Origin of the sequence: Bacillus swezeyi, assembly GCF_030908325.1 — a bacterium.
GTDB classification, from domain to species: Bacteria; Bacillota; Bacilli; order Bacillales; family Bacillaceae; genus Bacillus; species Bacillus swezeyi.
This window is the reverse complement of record NZ_CP133085.1, coordinates 245966-266867: the sequence shown is the minus strand read 5'-3', so window position 1 is coordinate 266867 and position 20902 is coordinate 245966. Positions and strand designations below refer to the sequence as shown.

Genomic DNA, 20902 nt, shown 5'->3' with positions numbered 1-20902 from the left:
GGGAAGATTTACACCCTTTGATTTTGAGCCTTTTTACAGTTTAAAACAAACATGACAAGTCCGATAATAAGAAGGATGGGTCCAATGAGTAAAGCACGATACAGGCCGTCATTTCCTGTATTCGGCAGCAGGTTGCCTCCTGTTTTTTCGACATGTCCAGTGTCTCTATCCTTTTTGGCAGGAGGAGCTGCGGTATTTGTCTCTTCCTTATGATTCTCTACCGCATGCTTTACGATTTGCCCATCTTTTTTGATTTCAAATGCGAATGTCTCTTCATTTAAAATATATCCTTTCGGGGCGATCGTTTCCGTGTATGTGTACTTCCCGTAAGGAAGTCTGTCAAAACGAGCGACTCCGTTTTCATCTGTCTTTCCTCTCGCAATTTCTGCGCCTTCTTCATTATGAATGACAAATTCCGCACCTTTTAAACGGGTATTTCCATCGGCTGCATCCGTTTTGGTCAGTTCAAGCGATCCGGTGATCTTTCGATTGGATGCTTTCAGCTTTACGGTCTCACCGAGTTTTGAAACCGAAAATCGAAGCGGCTCAGGGTTTAGCACATAACCGGCAGGCGCTTTTTTCTCTGTGAATGTATAAGAGCCGTACGCTAAGTCTTGAACAGAAATTCTTCCGTCCTCATCTGTTTCATATTCGCCGATTAGAGCGCCATCTTCGTTTTTCAGCTCAAAAACCGCACCCTTCAACGTTTTTTCCGGGGATTCTTCATCAACCTTGATGAGCTCTGCATGACCCCGGATATGTTTGTTCTCAATATGAAACTCTACAGCCTGCCTGTGCTCCGTGATATTGAGCGGATGTTTGGTCGCATCCGGCACAAAGCCTCGCGGGGTCTTTGTTTCTTGAACGGTGTAATGCCCATAGGCGACATTGTCAAAGTAGGCTTCGCCTTTCTCATTTGTGACGGCGGTTTTCAGCTTTTCCCCGTTCTCTCTAAACAGGGTAAATTCAGCCCCTTTCAGATCATGGCCGTTTTCATCCGTCTTCTTGATCTTTACGCTCCCGGAAACCTTTTGGTTGATAAACGTCAATGTAGAGGTTTCATCTGTATGAACGACCACAGTTTTGGGGTCAGGGTTTAATACAAATCCTTTCTTTGTTTTTGTTTCAACCGCTGTATATTGGCCCAATGGCAGATCATGAACCATAGCTTGTCCATTGTCATCGGTCACAACAGAAGTTATTTTTTCACCGCTCTCATTTTTAATATCAAACGCTACGCCAGAAAGAGGCGTATGATCCTCATCCGTTTTTACAATTTGAATGGCGCCTTTTGTCTCCCATGATGCCGCCGCAGTTGCCTGAATATGTTTCGTTACGCTTGATAATGAGACAACATCTTGATAAGTGCCGTCAGATAGATACTTCATCGTCACGAATTGATTCAGTTCCGCATCGATGAACACTTCCATATTTGACGTCGGGGTATTTTTCGGCAGCAGGATTTTAAATGATTCATTTGTTTTAAATAAATCTTTCTTGTTTCCGTCGGTATCCGTCACCACAGCTTGTTTCGGTGCATTTTTTAACGATACCGTATATGTACCCGTTGCAGTACTTTTTACCGTATAAGGCTCTGTTATCAGATGGTTTCCGTGAATTGACGCTTTTGCGTGGTCAGGCGTCACTGAAACCTTGATGTCCTGTGTATCATCTGTATGTTCCGCTTTCTCTAAAAGGGAATGAACTGCTTCTTCAATACTCTCATCACGATATGTAAGGCTGCTTTGTTTTACTTCACCGACCGCAATCCAAACAGCCATTTGCGTCGCATAGTGAGCCTTTGCCTTGCTCGATACGCCCAGCTCAGAAGGGGCTGCGTTCGGATAACCGTATGATAATATGCGATACACCTTATCACTCATCTGTCCGTTGGACGGCATATCGGTATGATCAGGCGAGCTTTTTCCCGGCTGCAGACAGTATGCCAGCCTTGTCGGATCATCCGCCGCTTTAATCTGCTCTGTCGGCAAATAGCCGCCAATGCTTGAATCAAAAGCCCAGCCGGTTACTTTCGTAGTGGGATCGCCGGCAAATGTATCGGCCAATGCCCGAGGGGATGTTAAAGTGAATAGCGAGCTTAAAATCATCAGAAAAACAGTCAACAGCAGAAATGGCTTCTTTACATTCATGGTCTCACTTCCCTTTCTTTTAAAAGCGTTTTAGATTCGTTTCTAAAAAGGAAGTGAAGGGCTTAACCTGAATCAAAAAAGAAGACCAGGCAATGGAGTGTTGAAGAAGATGCCAGAATATCAAACACCTCCCTCCTGCTGCTTCATCATACCATAATTACCAGAAAATTCTGAGAGAAATTCAGATTATTTCCTCAATCCCTTTATAGCGCTTTTTTCTTATGATTCATCCCTCTGCTCGGGCTAATTTCTTAAATAATATCCCGTTTTAGAGACAAACTATTGAATAAAGGAGGCGGGTAATATGAAGTTGAGCAACAAACTTATCCTGGGATTAACGGTTTCGTCGCTTGCCGGCAAGTTTCTTGAAAAGATGCTGATAAAAGACAATGTCAGTCCCAATACGGTCACCTCATTCAATGAAGACTCAGATATTCCAAACATAGATGCATCCTCATATATCCATCATTTTGCATCAGTTATCGGCAGTGTCACAATCGGGCGAAACGTTTTGATCGGGCCTTTTTCATCGATCAGGGGAGACACGGGATTGAAAATCTTCATCGGCCATGATTGCAATATCCAGGACGGAGTGGTCATGCACGGTTTAAAAAACTATGAATACCACAATCCCATTACAGAGCATTCCGTTTTTAAAGACCGTGAAGCGTATTCCATTTACATAGGCGAAAAAGTTTCACTTGCCCCGCAATGTCAAATTCACGGCCCTGCCCGGATTGATGGAAACGTTTTTGTCGGTATGCAAAGTCTTGTTTTTGATGCTTATGTTCAAGAAGATGCAGTGATCGAACCGGGGGCAAAAGTCATCGGTGTTACCATCCCGCCGAAACGATATATTCCGGCAGGGCAAGTGATTGCAAACCAGGAGGATGCCAATCAGCTTCCTGAAATAACCGATGCCTATCCATATCATGATCTGAATGCAAAAATCACAGCCGCCAATCTTGAATTGGCAAAAAGTTATAAAAAGGAAGAAAGACAATGGAAACAGTGAAAGAAATTTTACTCGTTTATGGACGAATCATCACCATTCTGCCGCTTTTACTAATCGTCACATTGTTTATGGGAAAACGCTCGATCGGGGAAATGCCCGTCTTTGATTTTTTAATCATTCTTACACTGGGAGCCGTTGTAGGAGCTGATATTGCCGATCCAAGGATTGAACATTTGCATACTGCCGCTGCTATTTGGGCGATCGCCCTGTTGCAAAGGCTGACTTCAAAAATCATGATAAAAAACAAGCTGCTGGGACGTCTGATTACATTTGAACCGACCATCGTCATCAAAAATGGAACATTCATCGTCGGCAATTTAAAGCGAATCAGATATTCAATCGATAATATTCTGCAAATGCTGCGGGAAAAAGACATTTTCAATGTCAGTGATGTTGAAATGGCGTTTGTAGAGGCAAACGGAAATTTAACGGTATACAAAAAGCCAAATAAAACAGAAGTCACGGTAGAAGATCTGGGGATTCAGAAGAGCCGCGGGGGATTCTCATATCCGGTGATCGTTGACGGAAAAATGTATACGTCTGTCCTTTACCAATTAAATTTGACTGAAAGCTGGCTTAAAAACCAGTTGAAAAAGAAAGGGATCAAACGAATCGACGAGATTTTTTTCGCTTCTGTAAATGACAATCATGAACTGCATTTTTCGCTGGATAATGATACGACGAAGGTTGAACCTGAGGTATTGCATTAAAAAGTTCCGGCATGTTTTAGGCGGACACCGGAACCGATTTTTCCTTTCATCAATCGTTTTCAAAACAGTAGTCATTGTGAATCATATAATATTCGAACACTTGCTGCAGCCACTCTTCTTCTTCTTTTGTATAAGGCGATGGAAACTTGTTTGCCAGCTGCTGCGATTCTATCGTCTCCATCTGTCCTAATGACGACAGCACGCCCTCTCCGACAAATTCCAAACTCGCCTTCATATGCCGGTCGGCCATCTCCTGCACCTCAGGATCATCAACCGGCTTCCCCTTAAGCCTTTTGACTTCCTTAGATAAACGAATAAACGCTTGATCCAATTTGGCCATCTCTTCTTCAGGTTTATTAAATAACTGGTCAGCAAAGCTTTTTGACATCTGCTGTTCAAGCCATATGCGCTGCTCCTTCTCTGTTTGAATGCTGCTCATCAGGCTCATGAAAACCGAGCTGTCCATTTCCCCTTCCTCCTCCAGCAGATGGATCGCCCGGCTGATCGCTTTCAATCCTGTTTCAATATGCTCCTTTTTCTCCTCAAGCACCCTTTTCTGTTTCTGCAGCGCCTCAATCAGACTGGCATCATAGCGGGATTCATCCATGAAAGCGCGAATTTGTTCAAGACTGTACCCTAGAAACTTAAAACATGTCATTCTCTGCAAATCCATCGCATCCCTGTCTGTGTAGAGACGGCGGCCGGAACCCGGCTGTTTTTCAGGTTTCAATAGGCCGATTTCATCGTAATAATGGAGCGTCCGAATGGATATTCCAGTCATTTCCGAGAAAACGCCGATCGAATAATACTCATCTTTTTTCATATGAGACACCTCCTACTGACGATTCATATCAATCATAGCGCCTCACGCTGCTGGAGGTGCAAGCTTATTTGTTCAAAAATTCCACATATTCTATAATGGAGCCGTCGGAATGCCTTAAAGTCATGTTTTTTGTCCGCGCAACTTTTTTCATGTTGCGAATGACGGCAGCACCTCTGCTGATGATTTACATTCCTCCAGAGAATCTCGTTTTTTTAATAAAGCCTCTTTTGAACCAGTAAGAAGGAAAAGGCTGCATTTCCAGATTCATCTCACGATATTGAAACCTAAAACCCGCTTTTCGATTCAAAAGCTGATTGTCTGTATAAAGCCTTGTTTCATTTTTGAGTACTTGCAAAAAAACAACCGCCGATCCATTGGTTTTGTGCCATTTTAATGCGGTGGAGGCTCTTCGATCATGTTCTGCAAGTCTTTTTTTACATTGCCCGCTTCCGTTCCGATCACAATCTGGATATGATGCCGATCAATCTTGATCACACCGTGCGCTCCTAATTGCTTTAGTTTTGCTTCATCGGCCAATGACGTATCTTTTAATTTCATTCGCAAACGGGTCATACAGTTTTCACATACCACAACATTCTCACGGCCGCCGATATGCTTGAGAATGCCTGCAGCCATAGACTGATGCGGCTGATTTTCTCCAGGCGTTTCCTGTTCTCTTCCGATCAATGGAACGTTTCGCTTTGTAATCACAAAGTAAAACGTAACATAATAGAGGGCAAAAAAGGCAAGGCCGACCGGTATGATCAATAATCCGCCATCTGATAAATTAAGATTCAGCATATAATCGATGGCGCCCGCTCCCCATGAGAAGCCATGCCGAATCCCCAGCAAACAGAGCACTGCTCCGGCAAGCCCCGTATAGATCGAATGAAGAAAGTACAATAAAGGTGAAGTAAATAAAAACGTAAATTCAACCGGCTCCGTGATACCGGTGATAAATGATGTCGCAGCTCCAGAAGACATCAATGCTTTCGTTTCTTTTTTTCTTTTTCTTGCGGCCTGTGAAATGGCCAATGCGATAGCCGGAATGCCGAACATCATCGTGATAAAAAAACCGCCGAGAAAATATCCGGCTGTCGGATCTCCATTTAAAAACCGCGTAATTTCTCCTGTTAACGCCTCTCCTGAAGCCGTCTCATAACGCCCGAGTCCAAAATAAACATACGTATTCATCACATGGTGAAGCCCGAATGGAAGCAAAAATCGGTTGAGAAATCCGAAAACGAACACCCCGAAAGCGCCGAGCCCCACAAGCGTCTGGCTAAAAGCATCGATCGCCGCCTGGGCATAAGGCCAAACGACGGAAAACAGCCCCGCCACGGGAATCATGACCAAAACGATCATGGTAATCGGAAACTTCTCTCCGCCAAAAAATGAGAACATGCTTGGAAGCTGCGTATGCTGAAATTTGTTAAAGATGAAAGCTGCCGTTAAACCTGCAATCACCCCTCCGAACACACTCATGTCAAGTTCCGGATTCATGATACCCAGCCCTTCTTTTAATACGGCGATCGCCAAGTATCCCGTAAGAGCGGGTATTCCTTTATTTTTGGCATTCGCCAGGCCCATGGCGATGCCAATGGAAATCAACACATCCATATTGTTCAAAATGACGCCTGACGCCTGAAAAAGCGGAATATTAAGCATGTCTTCCGCAGAAAGACGGAGCAATAAACCTGCGATCGGGAGGACGGTAATCGGAATCAGCAATGACTTTCCTAATAACTGAAGAAAGTGTTTCATTCCGGTATTCTCCTTATGTCAGATTCCTAAATGATACAAGCTGGATATCCCTGAGCGTGTTCACACGGATGACGACGTCCGGATCGGTTAAAAATTCAAGTTCATCGACTCTCGGATAAGTATATGAAGAGTGAGCCAACAGCTCTTTGTCGAGATAAGCGGGATGTGTCATGACCTCAACCGTATCATGCTCTTTAAAGAGCGAGGAGATGGCTTCTTCATCCTTTAAAGCGCCTTCAAGGACAGGAGAAAAAAAGTCCGTCGTTTTCACATTTTTTTCTGTCATCATTTTGGTCTCCATATTATGTCTGACCGGCAGGCGATACTCATTTGCAAGCGTCAAAAATACGTCGGAAATCTCCGGATAAGCATTGATGTGATGATGGCTGTCCAAATGATCGGGCTCCAAGCCAAAAGCAAGAAACTTTTCAATCTGTGCTCTCCATTCGTTATAGACTTCATCAGCATCTATCGTAAATGCCCCTTTATAAAAAGCGAGATCGCGAAAGTTTCCTCTCGCATCAACAATTGTCCGATGACCCGGCAAAAGCGGCCTTCCGCATGTGAGGACCAAGTGGACGCCGACCCCCAATTCAGGAGACTCACGAGCAAGACGGGCCGCATGACCAGCGCCCGGCATATTCGTCATGAATGTGGCTGATGTTAAAATCCCCAGCTTATGGGCATCAATAATTCCGTAATTCACACCTCTTGAGTAGCCAAAATCATCAGCATTGATTATTAATTTTTTCATCGGCTGATTCTCCTTCTTTTGATTCATCTCTTCATTTACCTGCCGCTCTTATCAAAATATGCGCCTGCGGACGGTTTTATCATTTCTGAGTCCTAAAAAGGAAAAATACTCAATCATCGTTTATAAAATCGATTTTCGGTAGATTGACAAAAGCTATCTCGTCTTTTAAACTATTTTTCATATATTTTTAAAAACTCTGAAAGGGGGCTGGGGTCTCGAACGGCGGAGCCTCATTTAATAAGATGACCAACACAATTCAGTCCATTTTGAATAAATTTCCTTTAATCATCCTTGACGGCGCAATGGCCACTGAGCTTGAGCGCTATGGCTGTGATTTGAATGACAGCCTGTGGTCTGCCAAAATCCTCATGGAAAATCCCGATCTGATCAAGCAGGTTCATTTGGATTATTTCCATGCGGGAGCAGACTGTGCGATTACAGCCAGCTACCAGTCAACGGTAGAAGGCTTCACAAAACGAGGCCTCAATGAAGCAGAAGCACTCCATCTCATACAGGAATCGGTTCGTCTCGCTGTAAAAGCGCGCGACGAATTTTGGGCGGTTCCAGAAAGCCGGGAAGGACGGCCTAAACCGATTGTGGCCGCTTCAGTAGGTCCTTACGGCGCCTTTCTTGCCGATGGTTCCGAATATCAGGGAAATTATAAGGTCACAGAAGATGAATTGGCCGATTTTCACAGGCACCGCATGAGCGCTTTAATCAATGCCGGTGCCGATATTTTAGCGTGTGAGACAATACCGTGCCTTTCAGAAGCAAAAGCAATCGTTCATTTATTAAAAGAATTCCCAGACACGCATGCGTGGATCAGTTTCAGCGCAAAGGACGGGCGCCATATCAGCGACGGTACGCGGGCTGCCGATTGCGCTAAATGGCTTGATCAGCATGAACAAGTCGCCGCCGTGGGAATCAACTGTACACCGATCGAGCACATTCCTTCACTCATCGGTGAAATAAAAAAACAGACAGCTAAACCGATTATCGTCTATCCGAATTCCGGGGAAGCGTACGATCCAGAGACGAAGACATGGCATGGGGATGCATGCAGCGAGTCTTTCGGAGAAAGCGCCCGCCGCTGGTACGACTCAGGCGCTCAGCTGATCGGCGGCTGCTGCAGAACGAAGCCCGAAGACATTAGAGCCGTAGCTGAATGGTCAAGAAAGTTGGAGGTATGATGGAACAATCAAACAGTAATCGTCAGAACTTTCAAAGAAAAATGCAAAGCAGACACCTTGTCATGCTTTCATTGGGAGGTGTCATCGGAACAGGGCTTTTCTTAAGCTCGGGCTACACGATTTCTCAAGCCGGGCCGGCCGGAACGATTCTGGCTTACTTGGTCGGCGCCCTTATCGTTTATCTTGTTATGCTTTGTCTTGGAGAATTATCGGTGGCCATGCCTGTTACAGGATCGTTTCACATGTACGCCGCCAAATTCATCGGACCCGGAACGGGATTCACGGTTGCCTGGCTTTACTGGCTGACCTGGGCTGTCGCATTAGGCTCGGAATTCACCGCTGCCGGCTTATTGATGCAGCGCTGGTTCCCAGATACTTCGGTCTGGATGTGGAGCACCGTCTTCGCTGCCTTGATTTTCTTGTTAAATGCTTTCTCAGTGAAGTTTTTCGCAGAATCGGAGTTTTGGTTTTCAAGCATTAAAGTGCTGGCTATTATATTGTTTATTATTTTAGGAGGAGCCGCAATATTTGGTATGATTCCGATGAAAAATGCCGATGCTGCCCCGCTGTTATCAAACTTTGCGGGAGAAGGCGGACTATTTCCAAACGGTTTTCTTCCCATCTTTATGGCGATGCTTTCCGTTAACTTTGCCTTTTCGGGAACAGAACTGATCGGGATTGCGGCCGGAGAAAGCGCCGACCCGGAAAAAAACATTCCGAAAGCCATCAAAACAACAATTTGGAGACTCGTATTGTTCTTCATCGGTACAATCGTTGTGCTCTCATGCCTGATTCCGATAAAAGAAGCCGGGGTCATCAAAAGCCCGTTCGTTGTCGTTTTTGACCGCATCGGTGTGCCCTATGCCGCCGATATCATGAACTTTGTCATTCTGACGGCCTTGCTTTCCGCGGCCAATTCGGGTTTATATGCCTGCTCCCGGATGCTGTGGTCACTGTCCAAAGAAAACACGCTGCATCCCGTTTTTCAAAAGCTGACACCCAGGGGAATACCTTTTAACGCGTTGATCTTCAGCATGATCGGAGGTATTTTGTCACTGCTTTCAAGCGTGTTTGCACCAGATTCGGTTTATATTGTCCTTGTGTCGATTTCAGGCTTTGCCGTGGTTGTCGTCTGGATGAGCATTGCGGCCTCACAGTTTATGTTTCGCAGACGTTTTTTGGCTGAAGGAAACAGCACAGCCGATTTGAAATACCGAACACCGCTTTACCCTGCGGTCCCGATTGCCGCTTTCCTGTTATGCCTGGCTTCCTGCATCGGGATCGCATTTGATCCGAATCAGCGAATCGCCCTTTATTGCGGTGTGCCGTTTATGGCCTTATGCTACTTGATTTATTATGTTAAAAACGGAAAAAGTCATTTGCAGGTGTCGGAAAAGGTAAAGGATGCGGGATAAAACGTTTGGATCTCTGAATATGAGGAAAAAGTGAACTAACACCTCGTATAAAGGAGTGAATGTGATGGAACACGTCAAAGCCCTTGCAATCAAAGGAGCCATGACCATTGTGATCCTATATCTTGTACTCGGCCTCGGATTTGGCTTTCATTTTGAACATACGCTTTTTATTACGCTAGTATTGGGAGCCGTTTCCTATTTGCTCGGTGATTTGTTTATTTTGCCTAAAACAAATAACATCACCGCAACACTTGCGGATTTAGGCTTCGCTTTTCTCACCATTTGGCTGATGTCTCTCGCTATGGGAACGGCAGCAGACACGGCTGCACTCGCTGCATTTTTTGCAGCAGCCGCGATGGCAGCGGGAGAATACATTTTCCATTTTTATCTGATCCATAAAAACCTCGGCTTTTCCAATCACCGCCGATTGGAGACAAGAACGGAATAATGGCCTGCAGAAAAAAAGCACGCCCAGCATGGCTGGGCGTGCTTTTAAATCGTGATTCGGCCGATTTTGCCGCATTCTTCTGCAAACCAGATCGATTTGTCAGGACCAGCTGCAATGCCATGCGGTTCAGATTGCTTTGTCGGAATCGGATATTCCGTGATTTTTCCATCAATTGTGATTCGGCCGATTTGTCCCGTCCCCCACTCCGTAAACCAAAGCGCTCCGTCTCCGCCCGCAGCAATGGCATGAGGCCGGGCATGTTCGGATGGAATCTGAAATTGGCTGATCGTTCCGGATACAGTAATTCTCCCAATTTGATTTCCGTTTATTTCTGTAAACCATAATGCGCCGTCAGGCCCGGATGTGATTCCGACAGGACCGGATTGTGGGGTGGGAATCGGGTATTCACTGATTTCTCCGTTCACAGTGATTCGGCCGATCGAGTTGCTTTGGTTTTGTGTAAACCAAAGCGCTCCGTCAGACCCTTCCGCAATAAATGATGGGAATGATCCCGGACTTGGCAGCTCATATTCCGTTAACTTCCCTGATGATGTCATTCTGCCAATGCTATGGCCTGCCATATCCGTATACCACATGGCACCGTCTGAACCTTCAATGATCCCAAACGGCGCAGCTCCGGACGGAAGAGGGTATTCAGTTATGGCGCCTTCTGCCGTGATGGCACCGATTTTGCCCGCTTTATATTCTGTAAACCACAGATTGCCGTTGATTCCAGGGGTGATAATAGACACGCCCGCATTCGCAGTCGGAACATTATATTCGGTGATGTCTCCAGAAGCCGTTATCCTGCCGATCCGATTTCCCTTTTGCTCCGTAAACCAAATATGTCCGTCCGCACATGAAGTGATTCCATAAGGACCTGAGGAAAGATCAGGAACCGGATATTCATTTATGTTGATTTTCATGTATGCCCCCCTGTATGTTTTAGAATGATGGATCAAGCCTGCTGATTCTTAAAATAAAGCGTCAACTTCCTTTCCCTCAGACTTTCCATAGTCATGACAACAGTCTGCTCATAAGAGATTCAGGCTCTTTTGATTCGATTGGACTGTTCACAAAAAAACACCTTCAACTTTTTCCATATTATATCACGTCATCATTTAGTTAAATAGGAGATTGATGATAAACAGCTGTTTGAATCGCCCCAGCATTCCCCTACATTGCAAAGCTCGACTCAGATGCTGAAGCCAAAATAGCTTCTCCTCCCCAAACATGTATAGATCAATATGACCTATACAGCCTCGCTTTCATTTAATAAGATGGTTTTATCACATTCCTTATTTTTATATATAAGGAATTAAAATGGATGATGAAACCTTTATAGAAGAAGGGCTCTATTGATTCCATCTTATTATTTTAGGGGACTCACATTTTCGCCCTATCAATTCAATAACTGCGGCATATTTTGTTTATAAAGGCGGACGCTGTTCATTGTCCTATTTACAGCGCAGGCAATAAACTAAATTGGAGTGGATGTGTTCAATATGTTTGAAGATGAGAGACTGGAGTATTTGATATTTCCCTATACCCCGCTTTATAAAAAAGACTTTCCTCTCATTCTGTTTTGGATCCCGAAAAGCGGCTGCACAACCTTGAATCGCTGGTTCTTTTTTCAAAATGGACTGCTTGAAGACGTCGGGCAGCAATCCGAAGGAGAGGTTCATCATTACAGAAATACGATCTATACACAACAGCCTGATTACACGAAAGACCTTTCAGAGCATTTGCTGGAGAGTAAAAAGGATGCTTACAAGCTTGTACGCAACCCCTTCCGGAGGGCGGTAAGTTCATTTCTGGAAACGATTTGCTCTCCAAATTTTATTTGTCTGTTTGACCGCGACATCGACACCGGACTGTCTTTTACAGAGTTTTTATATCAGCTGAGAGATCTAGGTTCTGAGATTGATTCGATCGACCGCCATCTCGGGCCCCAGTATTTAGAGGGAGAAGAGGAATTTGTAAACAACTATATCTATCTCGAACAATTTAACGCCCAAATTAGAGAAATCGAAAATAAATACAGATTGTTAAAATCGCCTCTGTCACAGCTGTCAAAATCACCGCACCATTTATCAGCCCTCATGCTGAAAAAAGGAAAGTTCGCAGACGCCGTGCTGACCATGTCATCATTCGATTGGGTTTTTCCGACTTATGAGAGCTTTTACAACAAGGAAACAAAAGAATTGGTGCAGGACATTTTTGCGAAGGACTTTGACATGTACGGCTTTGATCCGAATCATTTAAAATAACGAAAAAACATTACGATCTCCTTTCAATTCGATTACAAATTGGAAAGTTGATGGAAAATGGTTTATTTTTAAGAAAAGTTCGTTTAGAATGCGCACTAGATCCATTTTTTAAGATTCACTTCTGATGAGAAGAAAGGAGATATATCATGAAAAAAATAATGTCCTCTCTCATGGTCGGATTGATGGCTGTTGCGCTAGCAGCCTGCGCTTCAAATGATGACGCTCGGTCGAATGCAGATGACCAAGGCAAAACGGCTCAAAGCGGGCAGCAGGACCAAGAAAAGCAAATGAAGGCCATGCAGAAGAAGCTTGATAAGCAAAAAGTGGATGATACGAAAACCGTAGCTGTCGTAAACGATGAGAAAATCACCGGCAAAGACTTCAACAGTTTATTATCCACTGCTCAAATGCAGTATCAGCAAACCGGACAGGATCCGACTTCTGATGATGCCGCAAAGCAAATCAAAAAACAAACAATCGACAGCTTAGTCGGACAAGCTCTGATTACTCAGGAAGCAGACAAAAAAGGCTATAAAGCCTCTGAAAAAGAGATTAATAAACAACTGGACAACAGCAAAAAACAATATAAAGATGAGAAAGCATTCAATGAAGCTCTAAAAAAAGCCAACTTAAACTTGACGACGCTCAAATCTGACATTGCAGACAGCATTAAAACAGAAAAATATATCGACAAAGAACTGCCAAAAGATAAAGTCACAGACAAAGAAATCAAAGACTATTATGACCAATATGCAGCACAGCAAAAGGAAAACAAACAGAAAGATACGCCAAAATTTGATGATGTCAAACCGCAAATTAAAGAACTGCTTGAACAGCAGAAAAGGCAGGAAAAGCTCGGACAGCAAGTTGAGAAATTGAAGAAAAACGCCGATGTTAAGGTGGAAATTTAACATTGCAAAAGCGGACGGTTTAAACAGATTATTGCTCAGTTCGTTGACATAAAAGGCCGGATTCATAGAATCCGGCCTTTTAGCTTGCGGTTGCTGCTTACTACGTATGTATCTGGGAAGTGATTAAAAAGTCAAATGACCGGACTTACAATGTGCACTTGGATGTGGCATAACTGCTGGAAATAGAGTATGTGGTTAATATCCTCATCAGGAGGTCTAGCATCTATGAAATCTAAGTCTGTACTATCGATTTTAATCGCTGTTATGATCTTTGTTGCAGGTATATTTATTCGATATATCAACACCGGAATCGTATCAGCTGGTACCATTCTGGAATCTCTTGCTTTTACTTTAGCATTCAGCCTTGTCTATTTTATTGGATTCAAATTAAAAAATAAATAAGGTGAGATTGTTGACAAAATCCTAAAACGGTTTAAAGTTTTATGATTTTGTCATCCTTTTCAGAGGATGGCTGCTTCAATTATTTATAAATATCCTCTTTTGACAAATGTCCGTCTTTGACCACGGTCTCATTAATATTGCTTTTCGTGACCGCATATGGCTCAAGCAGAATCGAAGGCACTTTAGTTTTACCGTTATCAACGGTTGTGTCCGTTTTAATATCTTCCCCTTTGGCTGCTTGAACGGCCGTTTCAGCAGCCTTTTTGGCGATCGTGTCAATCGGTTTATAAACGGTCATCGTCTGCGTGCCGTTCACGATCCGCTGAACCCCTTCGAGTTCGGCGTCCTGTCCGGATACCGGAATTTTTCCGGCCAAACCCGCTTCCTTAAGAGCCTCTATTGCTCCGCCCGCGGTACCGTCATTGGCAGCGATGACCGCATCGATATCTTTGTTCTGCTTCAGCGCTTTTTTCACATTCTTTTTCGCTTCTTCAGGAAGCCAGTCTTTCGTATATTCGTCAAACACGATATCGATTTTCCCCTGCTTCTTCAGCGGTTCAAGCACCTTCATGGCGCCGTTGCGAAATAACACGGCATTGTTGTCAAGAGAAGATCCGCCAACATAGACAAAATTGCCCTTCTTCGCTCGTTTGACAATTTCTTTAGCCTGCAATTCACCGACTTTTTCATTGTCAAATGAAACATAATAATCAACATCCGCATTGCGAATCAGCCTGTCATAAGAAATCACTTTGACATCAGCTTTATGGGCCATTTCCACAATCTCCGCGGCTGCATCGGCATCCGTCGGGACGACAACGAGCACATCAACGCCTTCACTGATCAAAAGCTCGGCTTGCTGGACCTGAACATCTTTATTTCCGTTTGCCGCCAGCGTCTTCACTGATGCCCCGAGGTTTTCAGCCTCTTTCTCAAACGCCTCTTTATCTTTGTACCAGCGCTCTTCTTTCAGCGTGTCGATCGCAAAGCCGACATATAATTTATCAGTGTCAGCAATCAGCTTTATTTTTTCTTCTTTCTGAGCACTTTTTTCCGCCGTATTGAGCGAGCACCCTGCCGCGGCGAACAGCAGGCCGAGCAACGCGAGCGAAAACAATCCTCTTTTCAAATATGTTGGCAAAATGAAAACCTCCCATTCATTGAAACATCAGAGTTTAAACCGTTTGATCATCCCGTTCATCCGCTCAACCATCTCTCCCAGCAGCTGGGCGCTTTCATCCATTTTTTCAATGGAACCGCTCTGCTCATGAACAGATGCAGAAATTTCTTCAGAGCCTGCTGCACTTTCTTCAGATATCGCTGCAATGTGTTCGACTGAACCGTTGATCTCTTCGCTTGAACGTCTAAAATTGGATAATGCAGCGGAAATGTCCGATACTCGCTCAGCCATATCAGTCACTTTATGTTTGATCTCTGAAAAATACTGTCCTGATGTTTCAATCTGGTTTTTTCCTTTATTCACTTCAGAAAAACCGATTTTTAAATCTTCTGCCATAGAAGATGTCTCCGTCTGAATCGTGCTGACGATTTCGGTGATGCTTCCAACAGAGTTTTTCACTTCTTCCGCGAGCCTTTTGACTTCACCGGCCACAACCGCAAACCCCCGTCCGGCATCACCGGCTCTCGCCGCTTCAATAGACGCATTTAATGCGAGTAAATTCGTCTGTTCAGCCATGCTCGTAATCACTTCGACAAGCTGATGAATGGATTGCGTTTGTTCTTCAAGTACACTGACCTTTTCAACAGACGCCTCCATCACATGATTGATAACATGCATTTGCTGCAATGATTGCGTCATTTGCTGATCACCGTCGACAGAAACATGCAGCACTTCTTTAGAAAACTTCGCCAAAGTTTCGCCATTTTCATTGGCATTCTGTATTTGTCCGGCCAGTTCTTGCGTCTGTTCGGAAATGTTCGCCGCCTCATTGGCCTGATTGCTTGCCCCGTTGGCCAGTTCTTCAACGGTAACCGCGACCTGTTCGCTGCCCTCTTTTACTTCAGCAGAGACGTTTGTAAAAGTGAGACATTGCTTGTCGACCTCATTTGCGATACTGGACACTTCAACGATCATCTCACGCAGGCTTTTTCCCATATCATTGATCGATTGGGATAGCTGGCCGATTTCATCTTTTCCTTTATAGTCAAGGGCTTCAAAACTTAAATGACCTTGTGCAATCTCATCGCTTGCGGCGACCACACGATTGAGATTTTTCTTGATCTGCCGGCTGACGATGATGAGAAGTCCTGCTGACACGACCGCTGAAACAAGAATTGACACCGCCAGAATGGAAATGGTCTTCGAAATATTGGACTGTGCAGCCCCTATTGATTCAACATTTGATCTGACAGCATTTTCTTTCAATTTATCACCGAGCGCCAAAGTCTCCTCTTTTAATTGACTCGCTTTTTTCTGAAGCTCTAAAAACTTCTTGGTGTTGATCTGCTGTACATTCGGCACAATGTCGCTGAAAAAATATTCATCTAAGGAATGATTGTTTTCAATAATTTGATGAAACATCTCAAGCTGTTCAGCTGAATTCAGCTCTTTTTTCAGCTTTTTTGCCGTATCTGCAAACGCTTGGCTGTATTTCATGTAGTCCGACAATTTTTCATCTTGAGCGTCAATGATATATTCGGGAATATGTAAATATTTATTTTGGTAAAGCGACATCAGCTTAGCTGATTGAACCGCTGTATCATTTTTCGATTTCGTATCTTGAACCGTCTGGCTCGTATCCTTTAACAGACCGTATGTAATCAAAACAGATGCTAAAAATGCGGCTAGCATTACAAAAAAGATGATACCGTATTTGCCGCCGATTGTGATATTGCTCCATCTCGGGTTCTTCACATTGCTCCCCCTTCTCTTCAGCCAAAGTATTTTTATTTATATCGGCAATTGATTGAACTTTTTCACGAAATAAGAGAAAGGGGAAATACGAATAACGCCCTTGAAGCCATCTTCAAGGGCGTGTTCTTGTTTTATTCAAGCGATGCTATCGCCGCAATCACATCAGCTTCACGAAAAGATCCCATCAAACATAAAGATTCATCCGGTCTGCAGGCATGTGCCGCGATGGTATGTTTGGCCCGCTCTACATGTTCGACAATTCCCAAATCACTCAATGTCACCGGAAAGCCGAGCGCTTGGTAAAATGGAAGCAGCTCCTGAATTTCATCTGTCCGCCCTTCCAAAGCAAGCTGTACCAATATTCCATATGCAACCTTCTGGCCGTGCAGCACTTGATGGGTTTCTTTGATAAATGTTAAGCCGTTGTGAATCGCGTGGGCACCGGCCATTCTGCCGTACCTTCCCGCATAGCCGCCCACCGTTCCCGCAAGTGCAATGACCGCTTCCAAAACATTTGTTAAAGATGAAGATGATTGGCCTTTTTCAATGCTTTCCACAGCCTTCAGACTTTCTTCCAACAGGATATCGCGAATATAGACGGATTGCCTGAGTCCCGCCTGAACCATAATGGAAAGCGAATCAGCCGTATTTCTGATGATGGCTTCCGCTTCATACCATTTCGCCAGTGTATCGCCGATTCCGCTTTTCACATAATCGATCGGTGAAGAAAGAAGCAATAGCGGATCAACAAGCGTCAAAAAGCTTGAGCGCTTATGGTATTGCACCCCTGAAAAGTTCCCTTCATCATCATAGATCACACTTAGCGGTGTGCTCGCTGCACATGTCCCCGGAATCGTCGGAATTGTCATGACTTCAATGTTTAACAGGTCAGCGACGGCCTTCGCCGTATCTAAAACAGTGCCTCCGCCGATCCCGATGATAATATCGGCTGAGCCGGCGCGCTCCGCCGCATGTCGTATCCCTGCGAGCGAACTGTAGCCTTTATGCTGAACGACTTTCCAATCAGCGGGAAGCTTCGCGTGATTTGTAAAAGCCGCAAACGATTGAACACCGGTTATAATGACAGGACGGTCAAACCCTTCTAAAAATGACGGCAGCTCTTTCGCGATCCCTTCTTTGCATATGTATTGGTTCGGGCCGCTTCTGACGATATCTTCAGGCTGCATGATCCCCATCTCCTTCTATTATTTTCTAATTTTCATCATCTCACTATCTTTGAAAATATGTCAAATTATATAACGTTCACCGGTTTCCTTCAGCTTTAAATACATCGAGCCCTCTTTTCGCTCCAGCTCAAACAGCTGCTCCAAATGATACATCCCCTGCGGGAACGTACAGGTAAACAAAGCAGAAGCGGCGGCAAATGCGACCCGGGCCGTGATCAATGATTCATTTTCTCCATACACGGAAAGACCGATAGCTCGATGCAGGCCGTCTTTCAAGCCTTCCGCATCCACTTTGACCGCGTACTCCGCCGAACCGACTTTTAGCGATTCCAGCAGCTTGACTGTCCATCCGCGGATGACGCTGTTTTTTAAAAGGCGAACAGCACCGCTTTTTCTCAACCCCGCAATCACGAAAGTCGCCAACCTGGAATCAAAACAAAGCCGGGTGGAAACGGAAGGGACCTCCAATGTGCGTGGCAGTGTGGCCTGATCTGAAAAAGGAAATCGATAAGCGGTCCTGTATCCTAAACGGCCGCCAAAGTCTGTTTGCCGGCCGTCTGTGAAACTGCTTACCTTTTTGATGTCACCTTTTTCTATGACGTCAAACACCGAATGCAAATGATCGACCGTCCATTCAATAGCCGCTTTTCCATGGCTGTCTCCCAAACCGAGCATGATCGCTATGTTGATGCGGATCGTCTCATCTAACGCCTTCGCTGCTTCCTGCGCCAGCAAATTGGTTAGTCCCGGTGCCAAACCGACGCTCAGCAAGCCTGTTCCTCTACAATGTCCGTTATTCAGTCTTTCAAGCTGTGTCAGAAACGACCCGTTTGCCGTAATGTCTAAATAATTCACACCGTTTGCCAAACAGGCCTCAGCTAAAACCGTATTCTCCTGATCAATACATACGATCACAAGCTTCGTCTGTTCAAGCCAATCCCAATCAGCCTCCGCATCTCTATTGAAACGCATCGGCTTCACTTTATCTCCTGTTTCCCGACAAAACCGCTGAGCGCGGTCTAGATTTCTCCCTGCCGCATACACAAGCCCAGGGTACTTCTCTCCGAGCATCCGGCTGATGTGACCGCCGACATGACCGTATCCGCCAATGACGACAATATGCTGTTTCATCATTTACCGCCTCCTTTTACAGCAAACCAGCCATCGATTAAATAAGCGCTGAAAAACCGCGTCACATTCGTAAAACCTGTTTCCTTCAGCAAAGCCTCCACCTCTTCAGCCGGAATCGGATGTGAATGCCTGCCGATTGAATCCGCAAACCGCTCCCACTCCTGTTCAGCAATTCCGTTTGCCAGCATATGCTCCTTCCAGGCCCTCATCTGCCACCAAAATGATTCAGAATCAAGATCACCTTGAATCGCCGCAATGAAAAATGGCGCCCCCTCAGCTAAACGGTCTGCGATATGCTGCAAAAACTTGCGCTTATCTTGCACAAAATGCAGGACGAGCATACAAGTCGCCGCATCATATTGATGCTTCCGCTCCAGCTGCTTCACTTCCCCTTCAATGAAGTCGGCGTTGAGCTGAATACCGGCGATTTTCAGCCTTTGCCGCGCCAAATTAAGCATATTGGCTGATGTATCGACCCCTGTAAACGACCAATCCGGATGTCTCCTGCCGAGTGTCAGCAATTCCTGTCCGCCCCCCGCTCCAACAACCATCACATTGGCCGCATCCTTATCAAGCCGAACCGTCAGCAGGCGGTCCATCATTTCGTATAACATGTGATAGCAAGGGATTTTCAAAGCGATCTTTTTTTCATATTGATATACATCAGGATGATTCCAATCCATATTCATGACAAGGCGTGCTCCTTTTAGTAAAATTAATTAAGAATTGTTCTCAATTATAAAGGAGATTTTCAAAAGCACCATCCCACAAATATGGGATTTTCTAATGAGGAGGGGCCATAGTGAACCGACCGTTAAAAGATATAGTCAATGAACTTGAACGAACATCTGAGACTACCCCGCAATACATCGAAGCGGTGATCTCCGCATTGCGAAGCGCCATTCCATTTGATGCATCATGCTGTACAGCGGTCGATCCCAAAACCCTCCTGTCCATCGGAGCCGTCACAGACGATCTAATTGAAAGTATACATCCACAGCTATTTGAGCTCGAATATACGGATGACGATGTCAACCAATACGAAACATTAATCAAAACCTCGCAAACGGCCGCCATTTTAAGCGAAGCCGTAAAAGAAGATCTCAAACGAAGCAAACGGTATCGCATGATTCTCGAACCGGCCGGTTTTGGAGATGAACTGCGAGCAATCCTTTTGAATAAAGGAGAATGCTGGGGCTATCTCACACTGCTTCGAAAAATCGGACAGCCTCCATTTAATGAAAAGGAGCGCACCTTGGTCGCTTCACTGGCTCCGATCATCGGCCGGCACTTGCAGCGATTAAGACATAACCGGCCAAAAAAAGACATGTTTCACATGAAACATGTCGGAGGCATACTGATTTTGTCGGAGGACCTCATTCCCTTATCGTGTAATCAAGCGGCGCTTCACTGGCTGAACGTCCTGCGAGGCTGGGAGAAAATCGACATCGCGGTACTGCCAAGACCCGTCCGTGCCGTCTGTTCACGAGCTGTGGCAGAAACGGATAGTCCGGCGAAAACCGTCATCTCGATTCCGGGCCAATGCTTCCTTTCCATCAAAGCGAGCCGCTTGGACGGCTTAGGCCCGTCAGAACAAATCGCCGTTTCATTCGAACCGGCTTCATCCGCAGAAACGATACCGCTCATTGCAGACGCGTACGGCCTGTCTGAACGGGAAAAGGACATCGCATACCAGATCATCCGCGGACTTTCCACAAAAGACATCGCTGATGACTTGCACATTTCAGCTTATACCGTCCAAGACCATTTGAAGTCGATTTTTTTGAAGGCTGAAGCGGGAAACCGGCGGGAATTGATTTGGAAGCTGCTTGATGATGTTTTGGAGTGAAAAAAGGG

19 protein-coding genes are annotated in these 20902 nt (G+C 45.0%); 9 read left to right on the top strand and 10 right to left on the bottom strand.

The window, feature by feature from the left end; all coding sequences use genetic code 11:
* Window positions 1-8: 8 nt before the first annotated feature.
* Window positions 9-2150 (bottom strand): SpaA isopeptide-forming pilin-related protein, encoded by a 2142-nt coding sequence (locus RBH91_RS01525; protein ID WP_307893212.1) that lies wholly within the window; start codon window positions 2148-2150, stop codon window positions 9-11.
* A gap of 304 nt (window positions 2151-2454) precedes the next feature.
* Between RBH91_RS01525 and RBH91_RS01520 the strand changes: the two genes are divergently transcribed.
* Window positions 2455-3165 carry a gamma carbonic anhydrase family protein gene (locus RBH91_RS01520; protein ID WP_076757949.1) on the top strand — a complete coding sequence of 237 codons (711 nt, stop codon included), beginning with the start codon at window positions 2455-2457 and terminating at the stop codon, window positions 3163-3165.
* Window positions 3153-3875, top strand: a complete 723-nt coding sequence (locus RBH91_RS01515; RefSeq protein ID WP_307893210.1) for a DUF421 domain-containing protein — start codon at window positions 3153-3155, stop codon at window positions 3873-3875. The genes RBH91_RS01520 and RBH91_RS01515 overlap by 13 nt, the downstream gene beginning before the upstream one ends.
* A gap of 49 nt (window positions 3876-3924) precedes the next feature.
* Here RBH91_RS01515 and RBH91_RS01510 read toward each other — a convergent pair whose 3' ends face one another.
* The 3 genes from RBH91_RS01510 to chbG form a co-directional block, all read right to left on the bottom strand.
* Window positions 3925-4698, bottom strand: coding sequence for a MerR family transcriptional regulator (locus RBH91_RS01510; protein ID WP_307893209.1), 774 nt, complete (start codon window positions 4696-4698; stop codon window positions 3925-3927).
* A 390-nt stretch (window positions 4699-5088) separates the two neighbouring features.
* A complete protein-coding gene (locus tag RBH91_RS01505; protein WP_307893208.1) occupies window positions 5089-6462 on the bottom strand; it encodes a PTS transporter subunit EIIC in 1374 nt (457 codons plus the stop codon).
* Between the two features lie 13 nt (window positions 6463-6475).
* Complete coding sequence (gene chbG, locus RBH91_RS01500) at window positions 6476-7216, bottom strand: chitin disaccharide deacetylase (protein ID WP_076757944.1); 741 nt, start codon at window positions 7214-7216, stop codon at window positions 6476-6478.
* A 242-nt stretch (window positions 7217-7458) separates the two neighbouring features.
* On the opposite strand from chbG, the gene mmuM reads away from it, so the two are divergent.
* From mmuM to RBH91_RS01485, 3 genes are all read left to right on the top strand, one after another.
* On the top strand, window positions 7459-8406 hold the full coding sequence (gene mmuM, locus RBH91_RS01495; protein WP_307893207.1) for a homocysteine S-methyltransferase: 948 nt from the start codon (window positions 7459-7461) through the stop codon (window positions 8404-8406).
* Window positions 8406-9821, top strand: a complete 1416-nt coding sequence (gene mmuP / locus RBH91_RS01490; protein ID WP_076757938.1) for an S-methylmethionine permease — start codon at window positions 8406-8408, stop codon at window positions 9819-9821. The genes mmuM and mmuP overlap by 1 nt, the downstream gene beginning before the upstream one ends.
* 64 nt (window positions 9822-9885) lie before the next feature.
* Window positions 9886-10269 (top strand): DUF2512 family protein, encoded by a 384-nt coding sequence (locus RBH91_RS01485; RefSeq protein ID WP_307893206.1) that lies wholly within the window; start codon window positions 9886-9888, stop codon window positions 10267-10269.
* Between the two features lie 44 nt (window positions 10270-10313).
* Here the strand turns inward: RBH91_RS01485 and RBH91_RS01480 are convergent, their stop codons facing one another.
* Window positions 10314-11195: a Vgb family protein gene (locus tag RBH91_RS01480; RefSeq protein ID WP_307893205.1), complete on the bottom strand. Its 882-nt coding sequence runs from the start codon at window positions 11193-11195 to the stop codon at window positions 10314-10316.
* Between the two features lie 579 nt (window positions 11196-11774).
* On the opposite strand from RBH91_RS01480, the gene RBH91_RS01475 reads away from it, so the two are divergent.
* The 3 genes from RBH91_RS01475 to RBH91_RS01465 all read left to right on the top strand — a co-directional run bounded on the left by RBH91_RS01475 (window position 11775) and on the right by RBH91_RS01465 (window position 13852).
* Entirely contained in the window at window positions 11775-12539 is a 765-nt protein-coding gene (locus tag RBH91_RS01475; RefSeq protein ID WP_307893204.1) for a sulfotransferase family 2 domain-containing protein, read from the top strand.
* A gap of 146 nt (window positions 12540-12685) precedes the next feature.
* Entirely contained in the window at window positions 12686-13450 is a 765-nt protein-coding gene (locus RBH91_RS01470; protein ID WP_307893203.1) for a SurA N-terminal domain-containing protein, read from the top strand.
* Window positions 13451-13675: 225 nt separating this feature from the next.
* Window positions 13676-13852, top strand: a complete 177-nt coding sequence (locus RBH91_RS01465) for a hypothetical protein (RefSeq protein ID WP_307893202.1) — start codon at window positions 13676-13678, stop codon at window positions 13850-13852.
* Window positions 13853-13931: 79 nt separating this feature from the next.
* Here RBH91_RS01465 and RBH91_RS01460 read toward each other — a convergent pair whose 3' ends face one another.
* The 5 genes from RBH91_RS01460 to RBH91_RS01440 form a co-directional block, all read right to left on the bottom strand.
* Window positions 13932-14993 carry a sugar ABC transporter substrate-binding protein gene (locus RBH91_RS01460; RefSeq protein ID WP_404802460.1) on the bottom strand — a complete coding sequence of 354 codons (1062 nt, stop codon included), beginning with the start codon at window positions 14991-14993 and terminating at the stop codon, window positions 13932-13934.
* A 27-nt stretch (window positions 14994-15020) separates the two neighbouring features.
* A complete protein-coding gene (locus RBH91_RS01455; protein WP_307893201.1) occupies window positions 15021-16727 on the bottom strand; it encodes a methyl-accepting chemotaxis protein in 1707 nt (568 codons plus the stop codon).
* Window positions 16728-16858: 131 nt separating this feature from the next.
* Window positions 16859-17914, bottom strand: coding sequence for an iron-containing alcohol dehydrogenase family protein (locus RBH91_RS01450; protein ID WP_307893200.1), 1056 nt, complete (start codon window positions 17912-17914; stop codon window positions 16859-16861).
* Between the two features lie 60 nt (window positions 17915-17974).
* Window positions 17975-19048 carry a saccharopine dehydrogenase family protein gene (locus RBH91_RS01445; protein ID WP_307893199.1) on the bottom strand — a complete coding sequence of 358 codons (1074 nt, stop codon included), beginning with the start codon at window positions 19046-19048 and terminating at the stop codon, window positions 17975-17977.
* On the bottom strand, window positions 19045-19734 hold the full coding sequence (locus RBH91_RS01440; protein WP_307893198.1) for a class I SAM-dependent methyltransferase: 690 nt from the start codon (window positions 19732-19734) through the stop codon (window positions 19045-19047). The genes RBH91_RS01445 and RBH91_RS01440 overlap by 4 nt, the downstream gene beginning before the upstream one ends.
* A 113-nt stretch (window positions 19735-19847) precedes the next feature.
* On the opposite strand from RBH91_RS01440, the gene RBH91_RS01435 reads away from it, so the two are divergent.
* Window positions 19848-20894, top strand: coding sequence for a LuxR C-terminal-related transcriptional regulator (locus RBH91_RS01435; RefSeq protein WP_307893197.1), 1047 nt, complete (start codon window positions 19848-19850; stop codon window positions 20892-20894).
* Window positions 20895-20902 lie beyond the last annotated feature (8 nt).

What these genes read in the sequence shown, in the direction of transcription:
- RBH91_RS01440 (WP_307893198.1), bottom strand. Translation starts at nt 19,734, where the DNA reads ATGAATATGGATTGGAATCATCCTGATGTATATCAATATGAAAAAAAG.
- RBH91_RS01510 (WP_307893209.1), bottom strand. Translation starts at nt 4,698, where the DNA reads ATGAAAAAAGATGAGTATTATTCGATCGGCGTTTTCTCGGAAATGACT.
- chbG (WP_076757944.1), bottom strand. Translation starts at nt 7,216, where the DNA reads ATGAAAAAATTAATAATCAATGCTGATGATTTTGGCTACTCAAGAGGT.
- mmuM (WP_307893207.1), top strand. Translation starts at nt 7,459, where the DNA reads ATGACCAACACAATTCAGTCCATTTTGAATAAATTTCCTTTAATCATC.
- RBH91_RS01515 (WP_307893210.1), top strand. Translation starts at nt 3,153, where the DNA reads ATGGAAACAGTGAAAGAAATTTTACTCGTTTATGGACGAATCATCACC.
- RBH91_RS01520 (WP_076757949.1), top strand. Translation starts at nt 2,455, where the DNA reads ATGAAGTTGAGCAACAAACTTATCCTGGGATTAACGGTTTCGTCGCTT.
- RBH91_RS01480 (WP_307893205.1), bottom strand. Translation starts at nt 11,195, where the DNA reads ATGAAAATCAACATAAATGAATATCCGGTTCCTGATCTTTCCTCAGGT.
- RBH91_RS01525 (WP_307893212.1), bottom strand. Translation starts at nt 2,150, where the DNA reads ATGAATGTAAAGAAGCCATTTCTGCTGTTGACTGTTTTTCTGATGATT.
- RBH91_RS01470 (WP_307893203.1), top strand. Translation starts at nt 12,686, where the DNA reads ATGAAAAAAATAATGTCCTCTCTCATGGTCGGATTGATGGCTGTTGCG.
- RBH91_RS01475 (WP_307893204.1), top strand. Translation starts at nt 11,775, where the DNA reads ATGTTTGAAGATGAGAGACTGGAGTATTTGATATTTCCCTATACCCCG.
- RBH91_RS01485 (WP_307893206.1), top strand. Translation starts at nt 9,886, where the DNA reads ATGGAACACGTCAAAGCCCTTGCAATCAAAGGAGCCATGACCATTGTG.
- mmuP (WP_076757938.1), top strand. Translation starts at nt 8,406, where the DNA reads ATGGAACAATCAAACAGTAATCGTCAGAACTTTCAAAGAAAAATGCAA.
- RBH91_RS01445 (WP_307893199.1), bottom strand. Translation starts at nt 19,048, where the DNA reads ATGATGAAACAGCATATTGTCGTCATTGGCGGATACGGTCATGTCGGC.
- RBH91_RS01465 (WP_307893202.1), top strand. Translation starts at nt 13,676, where the DNA reads ATGAAATCTAAGTCTGTACTATCGATTTTAATCGCTGTTATGATCTTT.
- RBH91_RS01450 (WP_307893200.1), bottom strand. Translation starts at nt 17,914, where the DNA reads ATGCAGCCTGAAGATATCGTCAGAAGCGGCCCGAACCAATACATATGC.
- RBH91_RS01505 (WP_307893208.1), bottom strand. Translation starts at nt 6,462, where the DNA reads ATGAAACACTTTCTTCAGTTATTAGGAAAGTCATTGCTGATTCCGATT.